The sequence below is a fragment of the Paenibacillus sp. 1182 genome, from assembly GCF_017833915.1.
GTDB lineage: Bacteria > Bacillota > Bacilli > Paenibacillales > Paenibacillaceae > Paenibacillus > Paenibacillus polymyxa_D.
Genome location: NZ_JAFICR010000018.1, coordinates 1 through 23,958, shown reverse-complemented (window position 1 = coordinate 23,958; position 23,958 = coordinate 1). Strand labels below are relative to the sequence as shown.

The window sequence follows — 23,958 nt, the reverse complement described above, 5'->3', positions numbered from 1 at the left end:
ACTACGCATAAATCTATTGACATTTCAACAAACTAAAGCCATGGAGGGCATCCTAATACTGACATTTTATAATGATATCACAGACCAGGATTCAAGTCAATGGTCCTATTGCATTTTCTTAAAAACTTTTTTTGGCCTTCAAAATTCGATAGCCTTTATCCTTTGTAACTTCCTCCACATGACCGAAAAGACTCTCTATCTTAGCACTCGCCGAAGGGGCCCCCTGCTTTTTCTGAATGACTACCCACAAAGTTCCACCCTCATTTAAATGCTCATAAGCAAGTTCAAAAATGGTATGCACTGTTTCTTTTCCTGCACGTATAGGAGGATTCGTCAAAATTACGTCAAAACGTTCATTCTTCACTTCCGCAAACAAATCGCTTTGCTTAACGGTGACATTCTTAACCCCATTACGTTCCGCATTCTCTATCGCTAGTTGAACGGCTCGCTCATTAATATCAACCATTGTGACGTGTCCTTCTGGGACAAGCGCGGCTGCCGCCAAACCAATCGGCCCGTAACCGCATCCTACATCTAATACCGAGGCTTGTGCAGGAAGCTGCATCGCTTCAATCAGCACGCGACTCCCATAATCAATGCCCTGCTTCGAAAAAACGCCTGAATCGCTGACAAAACGGTATGACCGCCCCCGCAGCACTGTTTCCAGGCTCCGTCTTTCATGCGCCGTCTCTGGCCGCTTGGAGTAGTAATGATCAGCCATTCATGCCCACCTCTTTCGGTTGTACTACCATCATAGCCTTTACAATTACCTTTTAGACATGCTGGCACTACCGTTTTACAGCAACAAACCCCTTGAAGATCACCTCAAGGGGTTTGTTTTAGTTCATTGTCTGCTAGAAAGCAGTCAATTATTTCACTTCTACAGAAGCGCCTGCTTCTTCCAATTTTGCTTTAATGGATTCAGCTTCTTCTTTAGCGATTTTTTCTTTCAGTGGTTTTGGAGCGTTGTCAACCAGTTCTTTTGCTTCTTTCAGGCCAAGACCTGTGATTTCGCGAACTGCTTTGATAACGTTGATTTTGGAACCGCCAGCGCTTGTCAAGATTACGTCGAACTCGGATTGCTCAGCTTCAGCTGCGCCACCTGCTGCGCCACCTGCTACAGCTACTGGAGCTGCTGCAGTTACGCCGAATTCTTCTTCGATTGCTTTCACGAGATCGTTCAGTTCCAATACGGACATACCTTTAATTGCTTCCAAGATTTGCTCTTTACTCATGGTTGAACCTCCATTTAAATTCGTATTTTTTTGTTCTCAACTGCTATACAGCAGGTTTAATCCCTAACTTATGCGCTTTGCTCTTCTTTTTCTGCAACAGCTTTAACTGCAAGCGCGAAGTTGCGCACAGGAGCTTGAAGCACGCTGAGGAGCATGGAAAGGAGACCTTCGCGGGATGGCAGTTCTGCCAGTGCTTTGATTTCCTCAACACCGATAACGCGACCTTCTACAACTGCACCTTTCAGTTCCAGTGCATTGTTCTTCTTAGCGAAATCGTTCAAGATTTTAGCTGCAGACACTGCATCATCTTTGCCGAACGCGATTGCAGTAGGACCTGTCAATACTGCGTCCAGTTCAGTCAATTCTGCTGCCGCAGTTGCACGGCGGAGCAGTGTGTTTTTCAGCACTTGAAATTCGATTCCGGCTTCGCGAAGCTGCTTACGCAGCTCAGTTACTTGGGCAACATTCAGACCGCGATAGTCTGCAACCACAGTCGTTACGCTCTCACGCAATTTCGCAGCTACAACTTCAACAGCTTCTTGTTTTGCTTGAATCACCTTTGCATTTGCCAAACTGTACACCTCCTGATCAATTTATCCGCTTTGTTCGAAGCACCCGATCTGGTGATCTCACAAAGCTTGCTTTCATAAGCATGAAAAAAGCCTCCGTAGAGTACGAAGGCTTGATAAATCTACATGGACGGGACAAGCCCGTCACATGAAACGTTCTATCATAACACCTCGGTAGGAAATTAAGCCCTAAGGCACCTACTGTCTACGGTAAGCATATTCAACTTTAATGGTCAGTCACAAGGACTCACAACTTTTATAGAATAACAATTTTGATTGAACATGTCAATCAAAATATTATCTGTAAACAGATGCGTTCACACGTGCACTTGGTCCCATAGTCGAAGAAATAGCGATGTTTTTCAGGTATACACCTTTAGCAGCCGCTGGCTTCGCACGGTTCAAGGCTTCAACCAAGGCTTTAAGGTTCTCGTTCAGCTGTTCAGCACTGAAGGAAGCTTTGCCGATTGGTGCATGAATTTGACCGGCTTTGTCGAGACGGTATTCGATTTTACCGGCTTTAATTTCTTGAACAGCCTTGGCAACGTCGAAAGTAACTGTGCCTGCTTTAGGGTTAGGCATCAAACCTTTACCACCGAGCAAACGACCCAGTTTACCAACCTCACTCATCATATCAGGTGTCGCAACGCAGACGTCGAATTCAAACCAGCCTTGTTGGATTTTGTTGATCATATCTTGATCGCCAACAAAATCAGCGCCAGCAGCTTCCGCTTCTTTCATTTTGTCACCTTTTGCAAATACCAGAACGCGTTGTGTTTTACCCGTACCATGCGGCAGGACAACAACACCACGAACAGCCTGGTCTTGTTTACGGGAATCTACGCCCAGACGAACTGCAGCTTCAACGGTTTCGTCGAATTTAGCAGTCGCAGCCTTTTTCACCAGTTCAACGGCTTCTAAAGGCTCGTAAGTTGCTTCGCTGTCAATCAGCTTAGCAGCTTCCAGGTACTTCTTACCATGTTTAGCCATAATGTTTTCCTCCTTATGTGGTATTAGCGGATATTCCTCCCACACTTGCCGGACAGTCAAACTGCCGGCACACGTAGATTAATAAAATTAATCTACGATGGTGATACCCATGCTGCGAGCAGTACCTTCAACCATACGCATTGCCGATTCTACGGAAGCTGCGTTAAGGTCAGGCATTTTTTGCTCTGCAATTTGACGAACAGCAGCGCGATTTACAGTTGCAACTTTCGTTTTATTTGGTTCACCGGAACCTTTTTCGATTTTAGCAGCAACTTTCAACAGAACAGCAGCCGGTGGAGTTTTGGTGATGAACGTAAAAGAACGATCCTCAAATACCGAAATTTCAACCGGAATAATCAGGCCTGCTTGATCAGCAGTACGAGCATTGAACTCTTTACAGAATGCCATGATGTTGACACCTGCTTGACCCAAAGCTGGACCTACTGGAGGCGCTGGATTAGCTTTCCCTGCAGGAATCTGCAGTTTTACCATTTTAATTACCTTTTTTGCCATGGATGACACCTCCTTGACTCAATAGTGGTAGACGGACCTATCGATCCTCCCACAAGAAACCTGTAAGAAAAATCTATATTTTCTCCACTTGAGTATAATCCAACTCAAGCGGGGTTTCCCGTCCAAACATGTTGACGTGAACTTTAAGCTTGCTCTTCTCAACCAAAATTTCTTCCACGGAGCCCACAAAATTCGCAAAAGGACCAACTTTAATTCGCACGGATTCCTTAACATCGAATTCAATCTTCGGTTTCGGCTCTACCATGCCCATATGCTTCAGAATCTGTTCAACTTCTTCTGGAAGCAATGGCGTCGGTTTGGAACCCGAGCCTGTTGACCCTACAAATCCCGTAACACCTGGTGTGTTGCGTACAACATACCAAGAGTCGTCGGTTTGGACCATTTCGACTAAGACATAACCAGGGTAGACTTTACGCATAACGGTTTTTTTCTTACCGTCCTTGGTTACCAGTTCTTCTTCCATAGGAACAAGAACACGGAATATCTTGTCTTCCATGCCCATGGACTCAACGCGTTTTTCCAAATTGGCTTTGACTTTGTTCTCATACCCTGAATAGGTATGAACGACGTACCATCTTTTTTCCATATCAAGCCACCTGGAACCCTTCCTAGATAATCGCTTCGATCACAGCGGAAATGCCGATGTCGAGAACCCAAAAATAAATCGTGACGAACGCAATTGTCCCTATGACAATCAGCGTATAGTTGGTCAGTTCTTTACGATTGGGCCAGCGAACCTTCTTGAGTTCAGCCCAGCTTTCAGAGAAAAAGGAAAACAGAGACTTGAAACTGCGTTTCACGCCGACTACACCTCCAAAAACTATCTGGTTTCCCGATGAGAAGTCTGTTCGTTACAGGACTTACAGAATTTCTTCATCTCCATGCGGTCGGGGTGATTACGCTTGTTTTTCGTCGTTGTGTAATTTCTTTGTTTGCATGTTGTACAAGCCAAAGTAATAATTACCCGCATGATGTGCACCTCCCGAAGACATCCAACACCGGAAGTCTCATAATTGATCCTAAAAAAAACCGCGAATTTAGGCCTACCTAAAACACTTTATCACACGGGGTTTTCCATGTCAACGAATGTTTGCATACAATTCGCAGTCCCGACTGTGGTGCATTTTAACATCTGTGCATCCTTTTAAACTGTTCTCTGAAAAGCCGCTTCAAAAATCAAGGCGATATCTATTATTCGTCTTTTTTAGTATAAATCATTTGTAACACTTATAAACCTGCATAGCCTACCTATAACGAATAAAAAAAGACTCGGACTCGAGCCTTTTTCCCTGTCAGCCTCTACTTTCAACTATCTCTTACTTCCAGATACTTTTCAAGTTTACGCTTGACCCGTTGCAGCGCGTTATCAATGGATTTCACATGGCGGTCAAGATCCTCTGCAATCTCCTGATACGAACGTCCGTCCAGATACAACATAAGTACCTTGCGTTCCAGTTCGCTCAGAATCTCGGACATCTTGTCCTCAAGGCCCACAAATTCTTCCTGATTGATGATCAGCTCTTCAGGGTCACTTACTTGTGTTCCGCAAATCACATCGAGCAACGTCCGGTCTGACTCTTCATCATAGATGGGCTTGTCCAGAGACACGTAAGAGTTCAGAGGAATGTGCTTTTGTCGTGTAGCCGTCTTAATTGCCGTAATAATCTGTCGTGTAATGCACAACTCGGCGAAAGCCTTGAACGAAGCAAGCTTGTCTCCCTTAAAATCACGAATGGATTTGTAGAGACCAATCATGCCCTCCTGAATAATATCCTCGCGATCAGCACCAATCAGGAAGTAGGATCTGGCCTTGGCCCGCACAAAGTTCCGGTATTTGTTGATCAGAAACTCCAGCGCTTCCCCATCACCTTCATGGACTGCTCCGACAATGTCTTCATCATTTTTGTAATCAAACTTTGACAACATGATATCCTTGAGGTCCACACTCACTAACAATCCCTCCGGCTGCAACGCAAGGTACCCGTTACTCTCTCAAATATACGACAAGTATACGCGATGTAACCTGATACCGTCAACCACAACAACCTAAAAAAGAAGAGCGCTAACAAAATTGTCAATGGTTTCAAAATGGAGTGGCGTCCAATTATTGGTTTATTCTCTTCTCCATCGTTCAAACAACTTTCGAAGCTCCGGGCTCAGTTTGGCATCTAGCGAGTTACGGGACAATTTAGCACTATCCTGCTGGATTCGCTTCTGCACTTCCCTTTCGGATTCCTCAATCTCGATCAGTAATTCTCGCGCCGACACCCTAAGTGCACCTTGTCCAAATGCGACATGTTGCTCTACCTGATCGCTTGTCGCTACGTAAATACTTCTTCTTTTACTGCTCAGCTCCCGAACCAATCGCTCGATGCACTCATCAGCAGTTTCTTTTTCTCTGGTAAAATAAATCTGGACTTTGCTCTGAGCAAAAGTTTTACCTAATCCTGGCACCCTGTAAGCATCAAATACGACGATGACTCTTCTGCCGGAATACGCCTGATGATCCGCCAGTCGTTCAAGAAGTCTGTCCCTCGCTTCCTGCATACCAGATTGTACCAGTGCGGAAAGTTCGGGCCAGGCTCCAATCATGTTGTAACCGTCCACAAGCAGAACATCCCGCGTGTCAGCCATATCGTTAGCCCCGTGCCTGTCGTCCGCGCAATACTTCGTACATGACAACACCTGCAGCTACAGAAGCATTAAGGGAATTAATTTGCCCCGCCATTGGCAGCTTGACGAGTACATCGCATTTCTCACGAATCAAACGGCCCATACCTTTATTTTCGTTACCAATGACAATGGCTACTGGTCCAGTGAATACTCCATTCCCAAAGACAGAGTCTGTCGCTGTAACATCCGTGCCAACTACCCATACACCTTCTTCTTTAAGACGATCAATGGTTTGTCCCAGATTGTTTACACGCGCCACCGGAACGTACTCCACAGCACCTGCCGATGTTTTGGACACCGTTACAGTTACAGCTGCAGAACGCCTTTTCGGCACAATAACACCATGCGCTCCAGTACAGTCCGCTGTACGAAGGATGGAGCCCAAATTATGAGGGTCTTCAATCTCATCCAGCAAAATCAAAAACGGCTCTTCTCCCTTATCACGAGCAGTTGCGAGCAATTCTTCCACTTCAACATAGGCAAAAGGCGCAGCTTGCGCGACCACTCCCTGATGTTGAATGCCCGGAACCATTTGATCCAGCTTACGCTTGTCCACCTGCAAAACAATAATTCCTGCTTTTCTCGCCTCAGCTGTAATCGGCAGTGTCAAATGTTTTTGCGCATTATCCGCAATCCAAATTTTATTTATTGTTCTGCCTGAACGCAATGCCTCCGTTACCGAATGCTTACCGGCAATCCATTCTTCTTCCATCTCTAGCTTCCTCCCGGGAAACGGCTGATACTTGTTCCATCCAGTCCATTCCCATTTATGATTTTTCTGTATTTTCCATTTGTGCAATTCCGTACGTAATCAACTCTCTTAATCTGTCCAAATGTCCATCACAATAAAGAGATCCAATCAACCCCTCCAGTGCAGTGGCGTGCCGATACTCAAGCACATCAGCATTTTTGGGCAAACTTCCTGATTTAGCATTTCTTCCTTGTCGGACAATATCGCGTTCTTCTTCCGTCAGTACATTTTCCAATAGCCCCAACATGCGACTCTGCGCCTTGGCGGAGACTAGCCCTGTGGCTCGCCGATGCAGATGATTTGGACGCAGGTTAGGCTGTGCCAACAAATATTGCCGGACAGCTACCTCGTACACTGCATCACCAATGTAAGCTAGTGCAATGGGGGGCATCAAACGTGCTGGCTTGGACGCAGGGTACGGGAACCAGTTCCCCGTACCTTCCGATGCTCCTGAGTTCAGTGGCTTTTCATTCATTTTCGCCGCCACCGCATCCCCTGCGTCGTATCTTCAAGCACAATGCCTTTTGCAGCCAACAGATCGCGAATTTCGTCAGCTCTACCCCAATTTTTGGTCTTACGAGCTTCGACACGTTCAGCAATTAACTGCTCAATTTCGTCATCCAGCAACTCTTCACTCGGCTCCGAATAAATGCGAAGCACGTTATTCATCGAATGAAAGGTATGCAATACAGCTTGTAATTCTGCCTGATGTACGACATCTCGTTGCAACAAATGGTTTGCTTCGCTAACCCAATCGAATACAGCAGTAATCGCATCAGGTGTGTTGAAATCATCATTCATTTTTTCGCCAAACTGCTGCAAAATTCCGTCGAGCTTCGTTTGCAGTTCCGTCGATACTCCCTCATTACCTTTCAGCGCATTAGCTAAACGATGCTTCACATTGGCAACTGCATTGGCGATCCGTTCGACACTGTTCTCCGCCTGACTCATAGTCTCTTGGTTGTAGTTTAACGGATTTCGGTAATGCGTCGACAACATAAAATAACGTATAGCCTCAGGCTTGTGATGAGCGCGCAAATCTTTAACCAAAATACCATTACCGAGTGATTTCGACATTTTTTCATTATCTATGCGAATATATCCGTTATGCATCCAGTAGCGAGATAATGGCTTACCTGTAATCACTTCGGATTGTGCGCATTCACATTCATGATGCGGAAATTGCAGATCCTGTCCGCCCCCATGAATATCCAGTGTATCCCCCAAATAATGGCGAGCCATAGCAGAGCATTCGATATGCCAGCCTGGTCGTCCATTTCCCCAAGGGCTCGACCAATGAATTTCGCCCGGCTTCGCTGCCTTCCAGAGTACAAAGTCCTCGGCATTTTCCTTGCGTTCATCCACATTGATACGAATTCCGAACTGAAGCTCTTCCAGATTTTGACCTGACAGTTGTCCGTAATCTTTGAACTTTTTGGTCCGATAGAACACGTCGCCATCATTCTCATAGGCATAGTCTTTGTCTACCAATTCCTTAATAAAATCAATAATCAGATCCATGCTCTCTGTTACACGAGGGTTCATACTGGCAGCAGGAACATTCAATCCTGCCAGATCCTCATGGTAGGCGGCAATAAATTTCTCAGCAACTGCCGAAACATTCATGTCAAGTTCCCTAGCTTTGCGGATTAGTTTATCATCAACATCTGTAAAGTTCACCACATAGTTTACATCATAGCCCAAATACTCCAGGTAGCTGCGCACCACGTCAAATACAATTACAGGCCGTGCATTACCAATATGAATGTAATCATACACGGTAGGTCCGCATACATACATTTTAACCTTTCCAGGCTCCAGTGGCACAAAGGGCTCCCGACTCCTCGTCATTGTATTATAAATTTGAAGCGGCATTGTTATGTTCCTCCCTCATGAAAATCATTTTTCTAATTTATTCTCTTGGGCCACCTGATGTTTCTGAGCGGTTGGCCCATCCTTCAAATCAGACATTTCTGCACGCAAACGTTCTATTTCCCGTTGAAGCTCTCGCATAGAATCCACAACCGGATCAGGCAACTGATGACTAAGTCGGTCTGGACGCCTACCATCCTGTCTGACAACTCGCCCCGGGATGCCCACCACCGTACTGTTTGGTGGAACTTCTTTGAGCACAACCGAGTTAGAGCCAATGTTGGATTGTGCCCCAATCGTGAAAGAGCCTAATATCTTCGCACCAGAGCCGATAACAACATTATTCCCAATGGTCGGATGGCGCTTACCTTTCTCTTTCCCAGTCCCGCCGAGTGTGACCCCCTGATACAATACGACATCGTCGCCAATCTCACAGGTTTCCCCGATGACAACTCCCATGCCATGGTCAATGAACAGCCGATCTCCGATACGAGCGCCAGGATGAATTTCAATGCCTGTCATAAACCTTGATACCTGGGATATAACACGGGCTAGAGTACACCAGTTTCGCAAATAAAACCAATGTGCGATTCGGTGTGCCCAAAGGGCATGAACACCGGAATACGTAAAAATGACCTCCAGCTTACTCCGGGCGGCCGGATCATTATCCAAAACAGTCTGAATGTCGGATTTGAAATGTCTGAACATGTCGCCCTCCTATTCCCTTCATATCCTTGCCGCATCATCACAACACTTCACGTTCCGCCAATTTTCGCATCCACCAGCACTCTTCGACATTTTTCTATCTATAACGAGTCTGAGTCTGATAAAAAAGAAAAAGCGCCTCCGCAGCCTAAGCTGCAGAGACGCATGAACGTGGTCCCACTCTGCTTTCGAACATATCTGCTGCATAAAAAGCAGATAATCCGTCTTTGGCGTCCTGTAACGGGAACGAATCGGCACGCCCTTGTCACATCAGCATTTGATGCTAATGAGGGTTCGGGCGCACGGCTCCCAGGCGCATTTCCTCCGCAGGTCAACTGGACGGCTCTCAGCCTGGGGTTTCCCCTCGACCGTCCTCTCTGGCAGATGCCCTTATGCAGTGTACTTCTCCTGTTCGCAGCCTTTACACGTAAATATCAATCCGTATCAATGGAGTCATTATAGCGAAAAGACAACAAATTGACAAGAAATATCAGCCTTTAATTTGTGCCTTGAGACGATCCAGTACCTTGTCACGTCCAAGCAAAAAGATAGTTTCATTCAGATCCCGTCCATGCGTTTGGCCTGTAAGAGCCACACGAATCGGCATGAATAATTGTTTCCCCTTAAAACCGGTTTCCTTTTGAACTTCTTTGATCAGCTTAGCCATTTGTGGAGCTGTAAATTCCTCACTCGTTTCAACTTTACCTGCAAAAGCTCTAAGTACCTCAGGAACCTGCTCTTCGGCCAATACAGCTGCTGCTTCAGCATCCAGTTCCAGATGTGAACGGAAAAACAACTCAGACAACGTTACAATATCGGACGCAGATGTCATCTGTTCCTGGTATAAGCGAACAAGGGCCTTAGCCCAATCCAGTTGTTCCGCAGACAGCTCAGTAGGCAACAGCCCCGCTGTCTGGAGATGTGGAATCGCCATGCTGGCAATTCGCTCAGGATCAGCCTTTTTAATATAGTGATTGTTCAAATAAGCAAGCTTATTTGTATCAAACACAGCTGGACTTTTGGACAAACGATTAGGATCGAAAATCGAAATCAGTTGTTCCCGATCATAGATCTCTTCTTCGCCTTCTGGGGACCAACCCAGCAGTGCGATGAAGTTGAATATAGCTTCTGGCAAATAGCCCAACTTGTCATACTGCTCCATAAACTGAATAATGGATTCGTTACGTTTACTGAGCTTTTTGTGATCCTCACCTACAATCAGCGTCATATGACCGAAGCGTGGCGGTTCCCACCCGAGAGCTTCAAAGATCATCAACTGCCGCGGTGTATTGGAAACATGGTCTTCGCCCCGTAGTACATGCGATATTTTCATCAAATAATCGTCAACTGCTACAGCGAAGTTATATGTCGGAATACCGTCTTTTTTGACGATAACAAAATCGCCGCTTTCCTTGGAATTGAACGTAATTTGTCCTTTAACGATATCGTCAAACGTATATTCACGATCTTCCGGTACACGAAAACGAATACTTGGTACACGGCCCTCTGCTTCAAATGCCTGGCACTGTTCTTCTGTTAGATCACGATGTTTTCCAGAATAGCGCGGTGTCTCCCCACGTGCCGTCTGCTCTTCACGCTCGCGCTCCAGCTCTTCTTCAGTGCAGTAACAGCGGTAAGCCAAACCACGATCCAGCAAATCCTGCCAGTATGTTTTATATATGTCCAAGCGTTCAGTCTGACGATAAGGTCCAAACTCTCCTCCCACGTCTACGCTCTCATCCCAGTCCATACCCAACCATTTCAAATATTTAAGTTGGCTTTCTTCTCCGCCCTCAATATTGCGCTTCACATCTGTGTCTTCGATTCGAATAATAAATTTCCCACCTTGATTGCGGGCAAACAAATAATTAAATAATGCCGTTCTGGCATTTCCAATGTGCAGATGCCCTGTAGGGCTTGGTGCATAACGTACACGAACTTCCGTGCTCATATAATCTCCTCCAAATTGAATTACTCAAGATGATAGCATTTACTTGATAAGACAGACAACCGATTGAGCCGCGATTCCTTCACCCCGGCCGGGAAACCCGAGTTGCTCTGTCGTGGTCGCCTTGACGTTCACCTGGGATAGCTCCTCTGCTTCCAGCGCCCGAGCGATGACTTCATTCATCTGCGGAATATACGATGCCATTTTGGGCTTTTGTGCGATAATCGTAGAATCGATATTCCCCAAGCGATATCCTCGCTCTTTAGCTAGCCCCCACACATGCTCCAGTAGCTTAAGACTGTCAGCATCCTTAAATTCTGGGTCATTATCCGGAAAATGCTTCCCGATGTCTCCCAAGCCAAGCGCGCCCAGGATAGCATCGCTAATGGCATGCAGCAGTACGTCTGCATCGGAATGGCCCAATAAACCTTTTTCATACGGAATATTCACACCTCCGATGATGCATGGCCTTCCTTCCACCAGCTGGTGGACGTCAAATCCCTGTCCCACTCTGATCATTTGATATCCTCTCCCTCTGTTTTCACCCATAGCGCCGCCATATCCAAATCCTCCGGTGTAGTAATTTTGATGTTCTTGTAGCTGCCTTGAACGACAGTAACCGGAATGCCTAGCCGCTCTATCAGCATAGAATCATCTGTTCCCAAGAATCTCGACTGCTCCGCTTCCTCATAGGCTCGCAGCAGATCGGAAAGACGAAAAGTCTGTGGCGTTTGAATACTCCACAGACTTCGGCGATCCGGCGTTGCTGTAATGATACCATCCCCGTTCACTTGCTTGACCGTATCCTTTACAGGTACTGCCGCTACAGAAGCACCAGTACGCTGGGCTGCCTCAAGGCATGAACGTACAAGCTCAGGTTGAATGAGTGGACGCACACCATCATGCACCATCACCCAATCCGCTTGTAAGTGGCGCAGACCGCGATAGACCGAATGCTGGCGTTCACTGCCACCAGCTACCACCCGTACATTTTTACCGATTTTGTATTGATGAATCCAATCTCGGCAGCGTTCCACATCTGCTGTCCCAGTCACCATCACCATTTCATCCACTTCGGGCATAGCTGCGAATATTTCAAGTGTATGTATGAAGATGGGCTTGTCCCGCAAAAGCAGAAATTGCTTGCTCTCCTGCGTCCCCATACGGGAGCCGCGCCCTGCTGCCACAATGACAACTCCTACCCGATTGTTCATTCAAATAACTCCTGCCCTGATCGCACTTGGACGATCCGTATGATAACACATCTACTTCATCATACCGCGTTTATTGAGCTTTTTCCAATAATTTCGGTTTGGCAAAGATCATACGTCCGGCAGAGGTCTGAAGTACACTCGTGACCAGCACCTCCATAAGAGAGCCAATATAGTCACGTCCGCCTTCCACAACAATCATCGTACCATCATCCAGATAGGCTACACCCTGCCCATGCTCCTTGCCGTCTTTAATAATCTGCACCATAATTTCCTCACCGGGTAGTACGACAGGCTTCACTGCATTCGCCAAATCGTTAATATTCAGCACTGATACACCTTGCAGTTCGCATACTTTATTCAGGTTAAAATCGTTAGTTACAACTTTACCCTGTAACACCTTTGCCAGCTTGACCAACTTACTGTCAACCTCTGAAATTTCCTCAAAATCACCTTCGTAAATGAGCACATTCACATCCAGCTCTTTTTGGATTTTATTCAAAATATCCAGGCCCCGTCGTCCACGATTACGCTTAAGTAAATCTGATGAATCTGCAATATGCTGAAGCTCCTCTAACACAAATTCAGGAATCACAATCGTTCCTTCAATAAAACCTGTCTTGCAGATATCTGCAATACGCCCATCTATAATGACGCTGGTGTCCAAAATTTTATGTTCCTCCAGCTTGCGTTCTTCTGCACCCGTTCCCCGACCAAAAAAGCCAGAACTCCAAAAGGATGACAGCTCGTCCCGCTTTTCTAGTCCAACCATTAATCCCACATATCCACATATCACGGTAACAGCCGTCTGGATAAGTTGACCCGGGGCCCCCAACCATGAAAAAAGCGGATAGACTGCTAAGGAAAGTATCAATCCCACCGCTAAACCAATCACACCTGCCATCATCTCGTTCATCGGAATTCGTACCAAGCCTTCAATGCCCTGTTGCAACCGGTTCGCCACGGATGCTCCTGCGAATGAGCACCCGGCCATAAATAACACTGCTCCCGCCATCATCCAAACAACCATTCCCGGTAAAGACCCATCACTCAACCATTCTGGCATCCACGATACAATGCCCCCTACCCGCTGGTATAACGTATAGCCAAACCATGCTCCGCACAATCCTGTAAAAGTTAAAATAGCCTTTCTCCACATTGAATCTCTATACCTCCTTTATTTTCTTTTCATTAGTCTGCTATTTATTGGATACATAGCATTTCTCTTACCAGTATGATCCATTTCCCACATAACTAACCCTGTGTTTTCACTTTTTATGCATAAAAAAAGCATTTATCTCCTTGAAATAATTCAAGGAAATAAATGCTTATACTTGCTTGATACTACCGCTGTGAATGACGATATTGATCGTCCTGTTCTTCCTGACTGGAACGATCCCGATCACGCCCACGTCTGCGTGATAGTTTACGAATGTTCAGCTTCATACCATACAATGCATACAGCACCAGTGGCACAAAAATCAGCTTCGACAGCTGGTCAGGGAATTTAACAGCCAACACCACCGCTGCAATTACGACCCATGGAGCCACCCAAATTGCTTTTTTCGGGAGGCCAACCTTTTTAAAATTTGGATATTTCATGGAGCTGACCATCAAATAAGAGACCAGCAACATGGCAATCGACATGTATAACAAAGAAATATCGTTATGGAATAAGGACAAAGTGGCTAATACGCCACCTGCTGCCGGAATTGGTAGACCCGTAAAATAACCTGGTACACCAGGACGTACGTTAAATCGAGCCAAACGCAACGCTCCGCACATCGGGAAAATGGCAGTAACCGTCCAAGCGAGAGCCGAATTCGCATCATGAAAAGCAACCATGTACATAATAACTGCGGGAGCAACACCAAAAGATATCATATCTGATAAGGAGTCCAGTTCTTTACCGAATTCGCTTTGGGCATTCAGGACCCGGGCCATTCTTCCATCCAGTCCGTCCAACAACATGGCGACAATAACCATAATAGCGGCAAGACTGTATTTTCCGTCTACAGCCAATAAAATGGCGATCATTCCGAGAAACAAGTTACCTAAGGTACACAAGTTCGGAATTGATTTGGTAATCATCTCTTCACCTCAATGTATGAATTGTTCCATTATAATCCTTTCACTGTATTACATTTACATTTGCCTGTCAATGAAAACTTGTTCCTGCAAACGTTTAAGACCTTCTTTAATCGTACGCGCACGAACCTCTCCAATACCATCCACTTCATCCAGTTCTTCTATCGTTGCTGTGATGACATGTGGAAAACGTCCAAACCGCTCTACCAGATTATGAATAATCACATTCGGTAAACGCGGTATCTTGTTCAGTACCCGATAGCCGCGTGCAGCAATATACTCCTCTGATGTCGCAGCTGAAGAAGGGTAGCCTAGTAAACGTACAATATGATTCACATCCAACAATTCGTCGTCCGTAGAACGTTTGAGTCCCAATATAATTTCACGAATCTTTTCGTCGCTATCGTCTTTGGCATAATCCTTATACAACAACCATGCTTCTTCCTCAATATTGCTGACAAGCTCTTCCATCTGCATACTAATTAGACGGCCCTCATTTCCGAGCTCGTTAATAAATCGTTTGATCTCCATTTTGATGCGCAGCACCATTTCGATCCGTTGGATGACATTAACGACCTCCGGCATGGTAACCAGCTCTTCAAATTCAGATGCTGTCAAATTCGTAGAGGCTTGCCCCAACACAGATCTATATTTTTCTAACGTCTGAATAGCCTGATTGGCTTTCGTTAAAATAACCCCGATTTCCTTGAGCGCATACCGTAATGTCCCCTGATACAAGGTAATAATATTACGCCGCTGGGAAATAGACACCACTAGTTTACCAGTTTGCTTAGCAACTCGTTCTGCCGTCCGGTGCCGAATTCCTGTTTCAATCGACGAAATCGAGGAGTCAGGAATCAGTTGCGTATTAGCATATAAAATTCGTTTTAAATCCTCGCTTAATATGATTGCGCCGTCCATTTTAGCCAACTCATACAAATAGTTCGGCGAAAAATCACAATTAATGGAGAAACCGCCATCCACGACTTCCATAACTTCTGGGCTATAGCCAACGACCAGAAGAGCACCCGTTTTGGCACGCAAAACGTTTTCTAATCCGTCGCGAAAGGGAGTTCCCGGTGCCACAAGCCGCAGCAAATCGTTCATTTTATCCAGTTGGCTCGCTTCTTTCATTCTCAATGCCCCCTAATCTAATGCGGCTGCCAGTGCATCTGCTACCGTTCCTACTCCTATAATTTGTATCCCTTTCGGATGTGTCCAGCCCTTCAAGCTTTTCTCTGGCATGATCACCCGTTTGAAACCTAGTTTCTCCGCTTCTCGTACTCGCTGTTCTGCTCGGGATACCGCACGCACCTCACCTGTCAGTCCCACCTCGCCAAAAATCACATCGTACGGCTTGGTAGGAGCATCTCTAAAGCTGGAAGCAATACTCACAGCTATAGCCAAATCTACCGCCGGTTCATCCAACTTTACACCTCCGGCTACGTTGAGATAAGCGTCCTGGTTTTGCAAAAACATGCCCATCCGCTTTTCTAGCACGGCTATGATTAATCCCATTCGATGATGATCGACTCCTGTGCCCATCCGGCGTGGAGATGGAAAATGCGTAGCTGCAATCAATGCTTGCAGTTCAACCAATACAGGCCGGGTTCCTTCCATACTGGCTACAACAGTAGAACCCGCCACCCCTAGTGGGCGTTCAGACAGAAACAACTCGGAAGGATTGGATACCTCACGCAAACCGCTTTCAGCCATTTCAAAAATACCAATCTCATTTGTAGAACCAAAACGATTTTTAACTGCACGCAAAAGCCGATACGTATGATGACGCTCTCCTTCAAAATAAAGCACACAATCAACCATATGTTCCAACAAACGCGGACCTGCAATGGCACCTTCCTTGGTCACATGCCCTACCAGTACCGTAGCAATACCTAGCCCCTTGGCAATTCGCATAAAGCGTGAAGTACATTCCCGCACCTGAGCCACACTACCTGGTGCACTCGTCACCTCAGGCAAATATACAGTCTGTATCGAGTCGATGACCAAAAACTCCGGCTTCAAGCTGTCCACCGCTTCTTCAATCGTCTCCAAATTCGTCTCACATAATACGTATAGGCTGGGGGACAAGGCACCGAGTCGATCTGCACGTAGTTTCGTTTGACGGACAGATTCCTCACCAGACACGTACAGCACCTTTAAACCAGTTAAAGCCAGCTCATTAGATGTTTGCAGCATAAGCGTAGATTTACCGATTCCCGGATCACCGCCCACCAAAACGAGTGAACCCGGCACCACACCTCCACCGAGTACTCGATTCAATTCGCCAATTCCCGTCAAAATTCGTGCTTCTTTACCGCTCTCCACCTCTATAATAGGGAGTGGCTTGTCTTTTGTGCTATGAGTAAGAAGGGAAGACCCCATTCCTTGAGTTTTTACAACGCTTTCCGTTTCTTCGACCATGGAATTCCATGCCTGGCATCCAGGACATTTCCCGTACCATTTGGGCGATTCATAACCACATTCCGTACAGGAAAATTTAGTTTTCACTTTAGCCATACTTTGTTCCCTGGCTCCTTATTGACGACGATGATGTCAAATTTATGTTCATACAACCCAGAAAGAGCTGTAACAATAAAAGTTTACCATTGAAGCTTGGCGGACGTAAAGCAATATCACAAACTTTCCCAAAGCATTTACCCAACCTTTTCACCGTGTTTTATACACAAAAAGGGTGCCTTCGCAATAGCTTTCCAGCCTGCGAGACACCCTTTTCTACTGTTTATTTAGTAAACTGCTTTAGGACTTGGCAGATACATTACCCTTTTTGGTTACAGTCAATGTACCGTTCTCCTCATCAATGAAGAGAGAGTCACCTTTAGTAATGTTGCCAGTCAACAATTCCTCGGACAGGCGATCTTCGATATGCTTCTGGATTGCACGACGCAATGGACGCGCACCATACGCTGGATCAAAGCCTTCCTTCGCAAGGAATTTTTTAGCGTTGTCTGTCAACTCGAAGTCAACCTCATACTCATTCAGGCGTTTACGCAGCTCCTCAGACATGAGTGACACAATTTCAGCAATATGTTTTTCTTCGAGAGAATGGAAAACGATAATTTCATCAATCCGGTTCAAGAACTCAGGACGGAAGCTTTTCTTCAATTCATCCATCACTTTGCCCTTCATATTATCATAATCCGCCCCAGCGTCTACTACAGCTGTAAAACCAAGCGTGGAGTTACGTTTAATAGCCTGTGCACCAACATTAGATGTTAGGATGATGAGTGTGTTACGGAAATCGACGACACGACCTTTGGAATCTGTTAGACGACCATCTTCCAGAACTTGCAGAAGAATATTGAATACTTCTGGGTGTGCTTTTTCAATTTCATCCAGCAATACAACAGAGTAAGGCTTACGACGTACCTTCTCGGTCAGTTGACCGCCTTCCTCATATCCAACGTACCCTGGAGGCGCTCCTACCAGACGGGACGTGGAGTGTTTCTCCATATATTCAGACATATCAATACGGATAACCGCATTTTCATCTCCAAACATGGATTCAGCCAAGGCGCGTGCCAACTCTGTTTTACCCACCCCAGTTGGACCGAGGAAAATAAAGGACCCAATTGGACGCTTCGGATCTTTCAGTCCGGCACGTGCCCGGCGAATCGCCCGGCTTACTGCCTTAACTGCTTCGTCCTGTCCGATTACCCGCTCATGCAGCAACTCTTCCATATTCAACAAGCGGTGTGTTTCTTCCTCTTTCAGCTTGCTGACTGGAACACCTGTCCAGATTGCAACGACTTGAGCGATATCCTCTGGTGTAACTTCAGAATCTGTACGACCCTGTTGTTCTTTCCATTGGTTTTTGGTCACGTCTAGCTCTTCACGGATTTTTTGCTCTGTATCACGCAGGGCTGCCGCTTTTTCAAACTCCTGACTTTGTACCGCTGAATCCTTTTCCTTCCGGATATCTTCCAGACGGTTTTCCAGCTGTTTCAGGTTTGGCGGTACAGTGTAAGAATTCAGTCTTACTTTGGAGCCCGCTTCATCAATAAGGTCAATAGCCTTATCTGGCAGGAAGCGATCAGTGATATAACGATCTGACAATTTTACGGCTGCTTCAATAGCCTCATCTGTGATCTTTACACGGTGATGCGCTTCGTAACGGTCACGCAGACCATACAGAATTTGAATCGCCTCTTCTGGAGAAGGTTGATCCACTGTAATGGGTTGAAAGCGACGCTCCAAAGCAGCATCTTTCTCAATATATTTGCGGTATTCATCCAGCGTGGTCGCACCGATGCATTGCAGCTCGCCACGTGCTAGAGCAGGTTTCAGGATGTTGGACGCATCAATTGCGCCTTCCGCTCCACCAGCACCAATCAGCGTATGCAGCTCATCAATGAACAACACGATATTACCCGCTTGACGAATCTCGTCCATAATTTTTTTCAAACGATCCTCGAATTCGCCACGATACTTGGTGCCTGCTACCACTGAGCCCATATCCAGTGTCATTACGCGCTTGTCGCGCAATGTTTCGGGAATCTCATTCGCTATGATTTTTTGAGCCAATCCTTCGGCAATCGCCGTTTTACCTACCCCAGGCTCACCAATCAGAACCGGATTGTTCTTTGTACGGCGGCTGAGCACCTGAATTACGCGTTCAATTTCCTTGCTACGCCCAATAACAGGGTCCAGGTTGTTTTCCTTCGCAGATGCCGTCAGATCGCGTGCCAGACTGTCCAGGGTTGGCGTGCTGACATTAGCTGGAGCACCGTGATGGCTGGAAACAGCCTCGCTGCTGCCGAGCAATTGAAGCACTTGCTGACGCGCTTTGTTCAGACTGATGCCCAGGTTGTTCAGTACGCGTGCTGCTACGCCTTCGCCTTCACGAATAAGACCAAGCAAAATATGTTCTGTACCTACATAGGTATGGCCCAGTTTGCGGGCTTCATCCATAGACAGTTCGATGACTTTTTTGGCACGTGGAGTATAGGCAATGTTCGTCGGTTGCTCTTGACCGCGTCCAATCAACGTTTCCACTTCATCCTGGATTTTTTCCAGTCCCAGGCCCAAACCGATTAAGGCTTTCGCTGCTATTCCTTCACCTTCACGAATGAGGCCTAGCAAAATGTGCTCTGTACCAATGTTGTTGTGTCCCAATCGAACTGCTTCTTCCTGAGCCAAAGCAAGCACTTTCTGTGCACGTTCCGTAAATCTTCCAAACATCATATATCCTGCACCTCCACAGTGTGTATTTCAGATCATTTTATATATTAAAGGGTTGTGCCTAATTTTTGCCGGATCAGCTTCGCCCGGTACATATCGCGCTCTTCGGTATTCATTTTATCCCCAAAGCTTTTTTGCAGGAACCCGGGTTGTGTCATCACATTCAGCTCATTCATCGCTGCGGTGGAAGGACGCTCCAAAATCCCCAAATCTACGCCAAGACGTACATCAGACAGCCGCTGTGCAGCCTCCTTGGAATCCAATACTGCTGCATACGACAAAATACCGAATGAACGCATCACCCGATCTGTAATTCGCAGCATAGATTCATTCATTAGCCTTTCTCTGGCAGAACGCTCGTGCTCAATAATTTGTAGCACCACGCCATGAAGATTCTCAATAATTTCCGCTTCGGTTTGTCCCAGTGTAATCTGATTAGATACCTGAAACAAATTTCCGACCGCTTCGCTGCCTTCACCGTAAATGCCGCGAACTGTAAGACCTACCTGTGAAACAGCAGACAATATACGATTGATTTGATGAGTCATGACTAATGCGGGCAAATGCATCATCACCGAAGCTCTCATACCTGTGCCGACATTCGTCGGACAACTGGTTAGAAAACCTCTCCGATCATCAAATGCATAATCAACATGCGCTTCAAATGCATCATCAATAACCATAGCGCGTTCCCAAGCTTCTCTAACCTGACATCCCGGATATAAGCACTGGATACGCAGATGATCCTCTTCGTTTATCATAACACTAACCGATTCATCATCGCTAATTAAGACAGCACCGTTACGAGATTCGTTCGCCAAATTAGGACTAATCAAATGCTTCTCAACCAGCACCTGCTTGTCGATCTCATCCAACTCGGATATTTTCAACGTATGAAAAGTACCAAAACCGTCTAAATCATCATACTGAAGGATATCCGTCAAGCGCTGAAGTGCTTCTTCCGACTGCTGATTGGTAGCAAGCATGGGAAAAGGCAGATGCTGCAAGTTACGCGCAATTCTTACTCGGCTGCTAATGACAATCTCCGAATCCGCAGCATCACCACGCATCCAGTCACTTAGCGGCTTCTCCGTAAACCGAATATTGGGCATTACGCATCCCTCCTACTCTTCACAAACTTTACTCTTCAGTCATTTCTTTTTCAAGCTCTCTGATTTGATCCCTAAGCTCAGCAGCTGATTCAAACTCTTCCTGTACAATATGCTGTTGCATCTCTTTTTTCAAATCGTCAATTTGCCGTTTAACCTTCAGTCGGCCACCAGTACGAACCGGAACTTTACCAACATGATTCGTACTGCCATGCACACGCTTGAACAGAGGGTCCAGACGATTACCAAAATATTGATAGCACGACGGGCATCCGAAACGTCCCAGCTTACTAAACTGTGCATAGGTCATGCCACAATCCTTGCATTGCAGGTTCTGCGGACCACTGTGGCCTGGTGACTGGCTCTTTGTACTGGAGTCAAAATCCAACATCCCCGACAGCAAGCTATGAATTGAAAAGCCGTTAGGTGTTCCAGGGATCATCTCCCCTTTTTCCTTCGCACACGTCTCACAAATATGAAACTCTGTCTTTTCGCCATTCACAATTTTGGTGAAATGCAAAGTTGCCGGCCGCATATTACATTCTTGGCACAGCATAAAAGCACCTCCTTCAATGTCAGGATTTAATACCCACCCTACATCCAAAAATTAGTCTCTATTCACACATTATTTGGTCGCCAGCAATGAGATCAGCATAGCCTTAAGCAATCTTGCTCGCAGTTGATCACGATAGGGAAGCTTCAGTAATAATGTATCCCTCGATAAAGCAGCCTTCATTAGATTAGCTTCCCTTTTGCTTAAAAAATGGGCTTCCTCTAACTGATAAATCAGTCCTTCTGCTGCTGATTGGCTAATTTCCTCCCCGATGCTCTGATGAAGATGTGTATGGATGGCATGCTGTGCGGGTAGCTGAATTCGCTGAATACGAATGTAGCCTCCACCACCGCGTTTACTTTCCACCACATAGCCTTTTTCCAGCGTAAACCGGGTGCTAATTACATAATTAATTTGCGACGGCACGCAGGAAAAGCGGTCAGCCAGATCATTACGCTGAATCTCCACTAAACCTTGGGGACTTTCCAGCAATATACTCTTCAAATATTGTTCAATAATATCGGAAACATTGCGCATTTCATCATCCTCCACTAACGGAAACGCAAGTATTCAAGTACATTTCACGCTCCACAGAGTCCGCCGTATATTGAACTTAACCAAACGGTAAAGTCACGAATCTAAGCTGTATTTAGGCTATTGCCTGTTCTACATTCATTGAAATGTACCGTTTTGTCTCTAGTGTGGCCTTTATTTGCGATTAATCATACACTTCTCTTATGTTCATAAGAGTCAGCTCCTAACTATACGCAAATCATTTCAATCCTCGTTTGCTTCTTTACTATCGAAATTACTTCATACGGCCAATCCATCAGCATAATACTTTTACAGAATCACACTAGGTTTGATTGACTTTGACTTTCTTTGACTATATTCACATTATAGCACATTATTCATTTTTGCCAAGGGGTCAATACCATTTTTCGCAATCTAATTATGTTTTATACAATACCATAAAAAAACTCTTCCCATTACAGAAAGAGTTTTGAAAATAATGATAACCACACAAGTTATATTCTCTGAAAGATGAGCTTAAAAGATCTAAATAGGCCTTTATCAGAAAAAATCTAATAAAAACGTTTGATTTACTGGTATTACGCGTTTAAGGGCAGACACAGACTCACTACTCCCTTCAATCCGCTCCCACTTATACAGATCATCAGCCTGCTGATAGCCAAGCATCAGAGTCGTCAGTGACTGAATCCCAAGTTTCAAGTCAGCTACTATGGCGTTTTCAGATGAATTGCTTATATCCACTCTCTCCAGATGTCCTTGCCCCTCCGTAGTAATCGTTAATCTCCATAATCCATCATTCCATGGAGCATACCGATCTGTCAGATCTAAGGTTAAACTTGTTTCCTCTTCAAGCTGTTCAAAAGGGTATCTTTCTACAAAAGCAGCTGCATCCACAATACGACCCATAAAATAAGGCACAGTTTCCTGTTGAATTCGTGGATCATCGAGTAAAAATGGTAAATTGTCATCTGCTGGAACGTAAATAAATTTGCCTTGGGTTATCATGGAGTCATGATTTGCAAAATAAGTCCATAAAGCCCGACGAGCCGTCACATTTTCATATACCAACTCATCACAATTCAACTGTTTATCTTCAATTTTGTATAGTGCATATCCCTGAGGATCGCCTGTTGCTGAGTAATATACCACAGTTCGATAGTTCTCATTTAAAATCCGCTCTTGCCACCATTCCTTATCTCGTACCAGCGTGCCATTATAACGAGATGCATACGCTTGATACACTTGGTCCAGTTCTAAAATATTTTTGATATCGCGTTTGACTGTACCCTCTGTTTTAAGTTTTGCGGGGAATTTTTCAATGGGAATGACGTACTTTTTGTATTCAATATACGTTTCCCATCCAAATTTACGATAGAAGGCAAAGGAGAATGGATGCAGAAAAGAAAGGCTTTGTCCCGCAGACTTCATCTCCTCAAGCGCATGCGTCAACAAGCGTGATACCATGCCACCGCGACGCTTCTCTGGCCATGTTGCCACACCAGCAATGCCTCCCATATCAAAAACCTGACCGTTTATGTATACCTGTAGCGGTAACAAAGTCAGTTTAGCATTCAAGTCATGTCCGTCGAATATTCCCCATGTTTGCTCTGGTTTGAACTTCTTCCTGGCTTTCTCCAGATCCTCCAGGGACATTGTAAACTGAAAAGCATATTGAGATAATTCAATAGCCGCTTCAAATTCCTTACGTTGTAATTGTCTGATCTCCATAACTTCGTCACCTCGCTTGTATACTTGGACATCCATAAAAAGATTACACACTTAGAGTGTGGCAAACCCCATTCTCTCTGTCAACCTTAGAAACAGGCGGTCATCCAAAAACACATAAAAAAAGGATGATAATCTCACTGAGATTATCATCCTTTTCACTTTTGCTTGGCGACGTCCTACTCTCCCAGGACCCTGCGGTCCAAGTACCATCGGCGCTGGAGGGCTTAACGGTCGTGTTCGGGATGGGTACGTGTGG

The 23,958-nt window shown here is 45.6% G+C and carries 26 protein-coding genes, 1 rRNA gene and 1 other annotated feature; all 27 genes read right to left on the bottom strand.

From position 1 onward, the window contains the following. Window positions 1-118: 118 nt before the first annotated feature. Window positions 119-721 carry a class I SAM-dependent methyltransferase gene (locus JOD82_RS25960; protein WP_029514494.1) on the bottom strand — a complete coding sequence of 201 codons (603 nt, stop codon included), beginning with the start codon at window positions 719-721 and terminating at the stop codon, window positions 119-121. Between the two features lie 148 nt (window positions 722-869). After that, window positions 870-1,235, bottom strand: a complete 366-nt coding sequence (rplL, locus tag JOD82_RS25955) for a 50S ribosomal protein L7/L12 (RefSeq protein WP_029514495.1) — start codon at window positions 1,233-1,235, stop codon at window positions 870-872. 68 nt (window positions 1,236-1,303) lie between these two features. After that, entirely contained in the window at window positions 1,304-1,807 is a 504-nt protein-coding gene (gene rplJ / locus JOD82_RS25950; protein WP_013312168.1) for a 50S ribosomal protein L10, read from the bottom strand. 74 nt (window positions 1,808-1,881) lie between these two features. After that, window positions 1,882-2,033 (bottom strand) — a sequence feature (ribosomal protein L10 leader region). A 68-nt stretch (window positions 2,034-2,101) separates the two neighbouring features. Continuing rightward, window positions 2,102-2,794, bottom strand: coding sequence for a 50S ribosomal protein L1 (gene rplA / locus JOD82_RS25945; RefSeq protein ID WP_209950199.1), 693 nt, complete (start codon window positions 2,792-2,794; stop codon window positions 2,102-2,104). 87 nt (window positions 2,795-2,881) lie between these two features. Continuing rightward, a complete protein-coding gene (gene rplK, locus JOD82_RS25940) occupies window positions 2,882-3,307 on the bottom strand; it encodes a 50S ribosomal protein L11 (protein WP_007432595.1) in 426 nt (141 codons plus the stop codon). Window positions 3,308-3,380: 73 nt separating this feature from the next. Continuing rightward, window positions 3,381-3,914, bottom strand: coding sequence for a transcription termination/antitermination protein NusG (nusG, locus tag JOD82_RS25935; RefSeq protein WP_007432596.1), 534 nt, complete (start codon window positions 3,912-3,914; stop codon window positions 3,381-3,383). Window positions 3,915-3,936: 22 nt separating this feature from the next. Beyond that, window positions 3,937-4,128 (bottom strand): preprotein translocase subunit SecE, encoded by a 192-nt coding sequence (secE, locus tag JOD82_RS25930; protein ID WP_013312170.1) that lies wholly within the window; start codon window positions 4,126-4,128, stop codon window positions 3,937-3,939. Between the two features lie 20 nt (window positions 4,129-4,148). Next, window positions 4,149-4,298: a 50S ribosomal protein L33 gene (rpmG, locus tag JOD82_RS25925; RefSeq protein WP_023990562.1), complete on the bottom strand. Its 150-nt coding sequence runs from the start codon at window positions 4,296-4,298 to the stop codon at window positions 4,149-4,151. Between the two features lie 335 nt (window positions 4,299-4,633). Further along, window positions 4,634-5,278: an RNA polymerase sporulation sigma factor SigH gene (gene sigH, locus JOD82_RS25920; protein WP_016324748.1), complete on the bottom strand. Its 645-nt coding sequence runs from the start codon at window positions 5,276-5,278 to the stop codon at window positions 4,634-4,636. A gap of 162 nt (window positions 5,279-5,440) precedes the next feature. Beyond that, window positions 5,441-5,962 carry an NYN domain-containing protein gene (locus JOD82_RS25915; protein WP_007432599.1) on the bottom strand — a complete coding sequence of 174 codons (522 nt, stop codon included), beginning with the start codon at window positions 5,960-5,962 and terminating at the stop codon, window positions 5,441-5,443. A 4-nt stretch (window positions 5,963-5,966) separates the two neighbouring features. Beyond that, window positions 5,967-6,713 carry a 23S rRNA (guanosine(2251)-2'-O)-methyltransferase RlmB gene (gene rlmB, locus JOD82_RS25910; protein ID WP_209950198.1) on the bottom strand — a complete coding sequence of 249 codons (747 nt, stop codon included), beginning with the start codon at window positions 6,711-6,713 and terminating at the stop codon, window positions 5,967-5,969. A gap of 55 nt (window positions 6,714-6,768) precedes the next feature. Beyond that, window positions 6,769-7,227, bottom strand: coding sequence for a Mini-ribonuclease 3 (locus JOD82_RS25905; RefSeq protein ID WP_039274946.1), 459 nt, complete (start codon window positions 7,225-7,227; stop codon window positions 6,769-6,771). Then, the gene (gene cysS / locus JOD82_RS25900) at window positions 7,224-8,627 is read right to left on the bottom strand and encodes a cysteine--tRNA ligase (protein ID WP_209950197.1); all 1,404 of its coding nucleotides are present in this window, start codon (window positions 8,625-8,627) and stop codon (window positions 7,224-7,226) included. Before cysS ends, JOD82_RS25905 begins: the two co-directional genes overlap by 4 nt. A 24-nt stretch (window positions 8,628-8,651) precedes the next feature. After that, complete coding sequence (gene cysE / locus JOD82_RS25895; protein WP_039274948.1) at window positions 8,652-9,332, bottom strand: serine O-acetyltransferase; 681 nt, start codon at window positions 9,330-9,332, stop codon at window positions 8,652-8,654. A 487-nt stretch (window positions 9,333-9,819) separates the two neighbouring features. After that, window positions 9,820-11,280, bottom strand: coding sequence for a glutamate--tRNA ligase (gene gltX, locus JOD82_RS25890; RefSeq protein ID WP_029514500.1), 1,461 nt, complete (start codon window positions 11,278-11,280; stop codon window positions 9,820-9,822). A 39-nt stretch (window positions 11,281-11,319) separates the two neighbouring features. Next, window positions 11,320-11,796 (bottom strand): 2-C-methyl-D-erythritol 2,4-cyclodiphosphate synthase, encoded by a 477-nt coding sequence (gene ispF, locus JOD82_RS25885; protein WP_025723806.1) that lies wholly within the window; start codon window positions 11,794-11,796, stop codon window positions 11,320-11,322. Further along, window positions 11,793-12,491, bottom strand: coding sequence for a 2-C-methyl-D-erythritol 4-phosphate cytidylyltransferase (gene ispD / locus JOD82_RS25880; RefSeq protein WP_029514501.1), 699 nt, complete (start codon window positions 12,489-12,491; stop codon window positions 11,793-11,795). The genes ispF and ispD overlap by 4 nt, the downstream gene beginning before the upstream one ends. A gap of 70 nt (window positions 12,492-12,561) precedes the next feature. Continuing rightward, a complete protein-coding gene (locus tag JOD82_RS25875) occupies window positions 12,562-13,647 on the bottom strand; it encodes a PIN/TRAM domain-containing protein (RefSeq protein ID WP_029514502.1) in 1,086 nt (361 codons plus the stop codon). 185 nt (window positions 13,648-13,832) lie between these two features. Then, window positions 13,833-14,579, bottom strand: a complete 747-nt coding sequence (gene pssA, locus JOD82_RS25870) for a CDP-diacylglycerol--serine O-phosphatidyltransferase (RefSeq protein ID WP_069011498.1) — start codon at window positions 14,577-14,579, stop codon at window positions 13,833-13,835. Between the two features lie 54 nt (window positions 14,580-14,633). After that, window positions 14,634-15,710, bottom strand: a complete 1,077-nt coding sequence (gene disA / locus JOD82_RS25865; RefSeq protein WP_013312183.1) for a DNA integrity scanning diadenylate cyclase DisA — start codon at window positions 15,708-15,710, stop codon at window positions 14,634-14,636. 12 nt (window positions 15,711-15,722) lie between these two features. Beyond that, window positions 15,723-17,096, bottom strand: a complete 1,374-nt coding sequence (gene radA / locus JOD82_RS25860; protein WP_029514504.1) for a DNA repair protein RadA — start codon at window positions 17,094-17,096, stop codon at window positions 15,723-15,725. A 240-nt stretch (window positions 17,097-17,336) separates the two neighbouring features. Further along, a complete protein-coding gene (gene clpC, locus JOD82_RS25855) occupies window positions 17,337-19,781 on the bottom strand; it encodes an ATP-dependent protease ATP-binding subunit ClpC (protein ID WP_069011499.1) in 2,445 nt (814 codons plus the stop codon). A gap of 44 nt (window positions 19,782-19,825) precedes the next feature. Further along, a complete protein-coding gene (gene mcsB, locus JOD82_RS25850) occupies window positions 19,826-20,890 on the bottom strand; it encodes a protein-arginine kinase McsB (RefSeq protein WP_069011500.1) in 1,065 nt (354 codons plus the stop codon). A 28-nt stretch (window positions 20,891-20,918) separates the two neighbouring features. Continuing rightward, window positions 20,919-21,443, bottom strand: a complete 525-nt coding sequence (mcsA, locus tag JOD82_RS25845; RefSeq protein ID WP_069011501.1) for a protein-arginine kinase activator protein McsA — start codon at window positions 21,441-21,443, stop codon at window positions 20,919-20,921. Window positions 21,444-21,512: 69 nt separating this feature from the next. After that, complete coding sequence (locus JOD82_RS25840) at window positions 21,513-21,977, bottom strand: CtsR family transcriptional regulator (RefSeq protein WP_013312188.1); 465 nt, start codon at window positions 21,975-21,977, stop codon at window positions 21,513-21,515. A gap of 537 nt (window positions 21,978-22,514) precedes the next feature. After that, the gene (locus JOD82_RS25835; RefSeq protein ID WP_069011502.1) at window positions 22,515-23,702 is read right to left on the bottom strand and encodes a GNAT family N-acetyltransferase; all 1,188 of its coding nucleotides are present in this window, start codon (window positions 23,700-23,702) and stop codon (window positions 22,515-22,517) included. Window positions 23,703-23,865: 163 nt separating this feature from the next. Continuing rightward, window positions 23,866-23,958, bottom strand: a 5S ribosomal RNA gene (gene rrf, locus JOD82_RS25830); the annotation flags it as partial.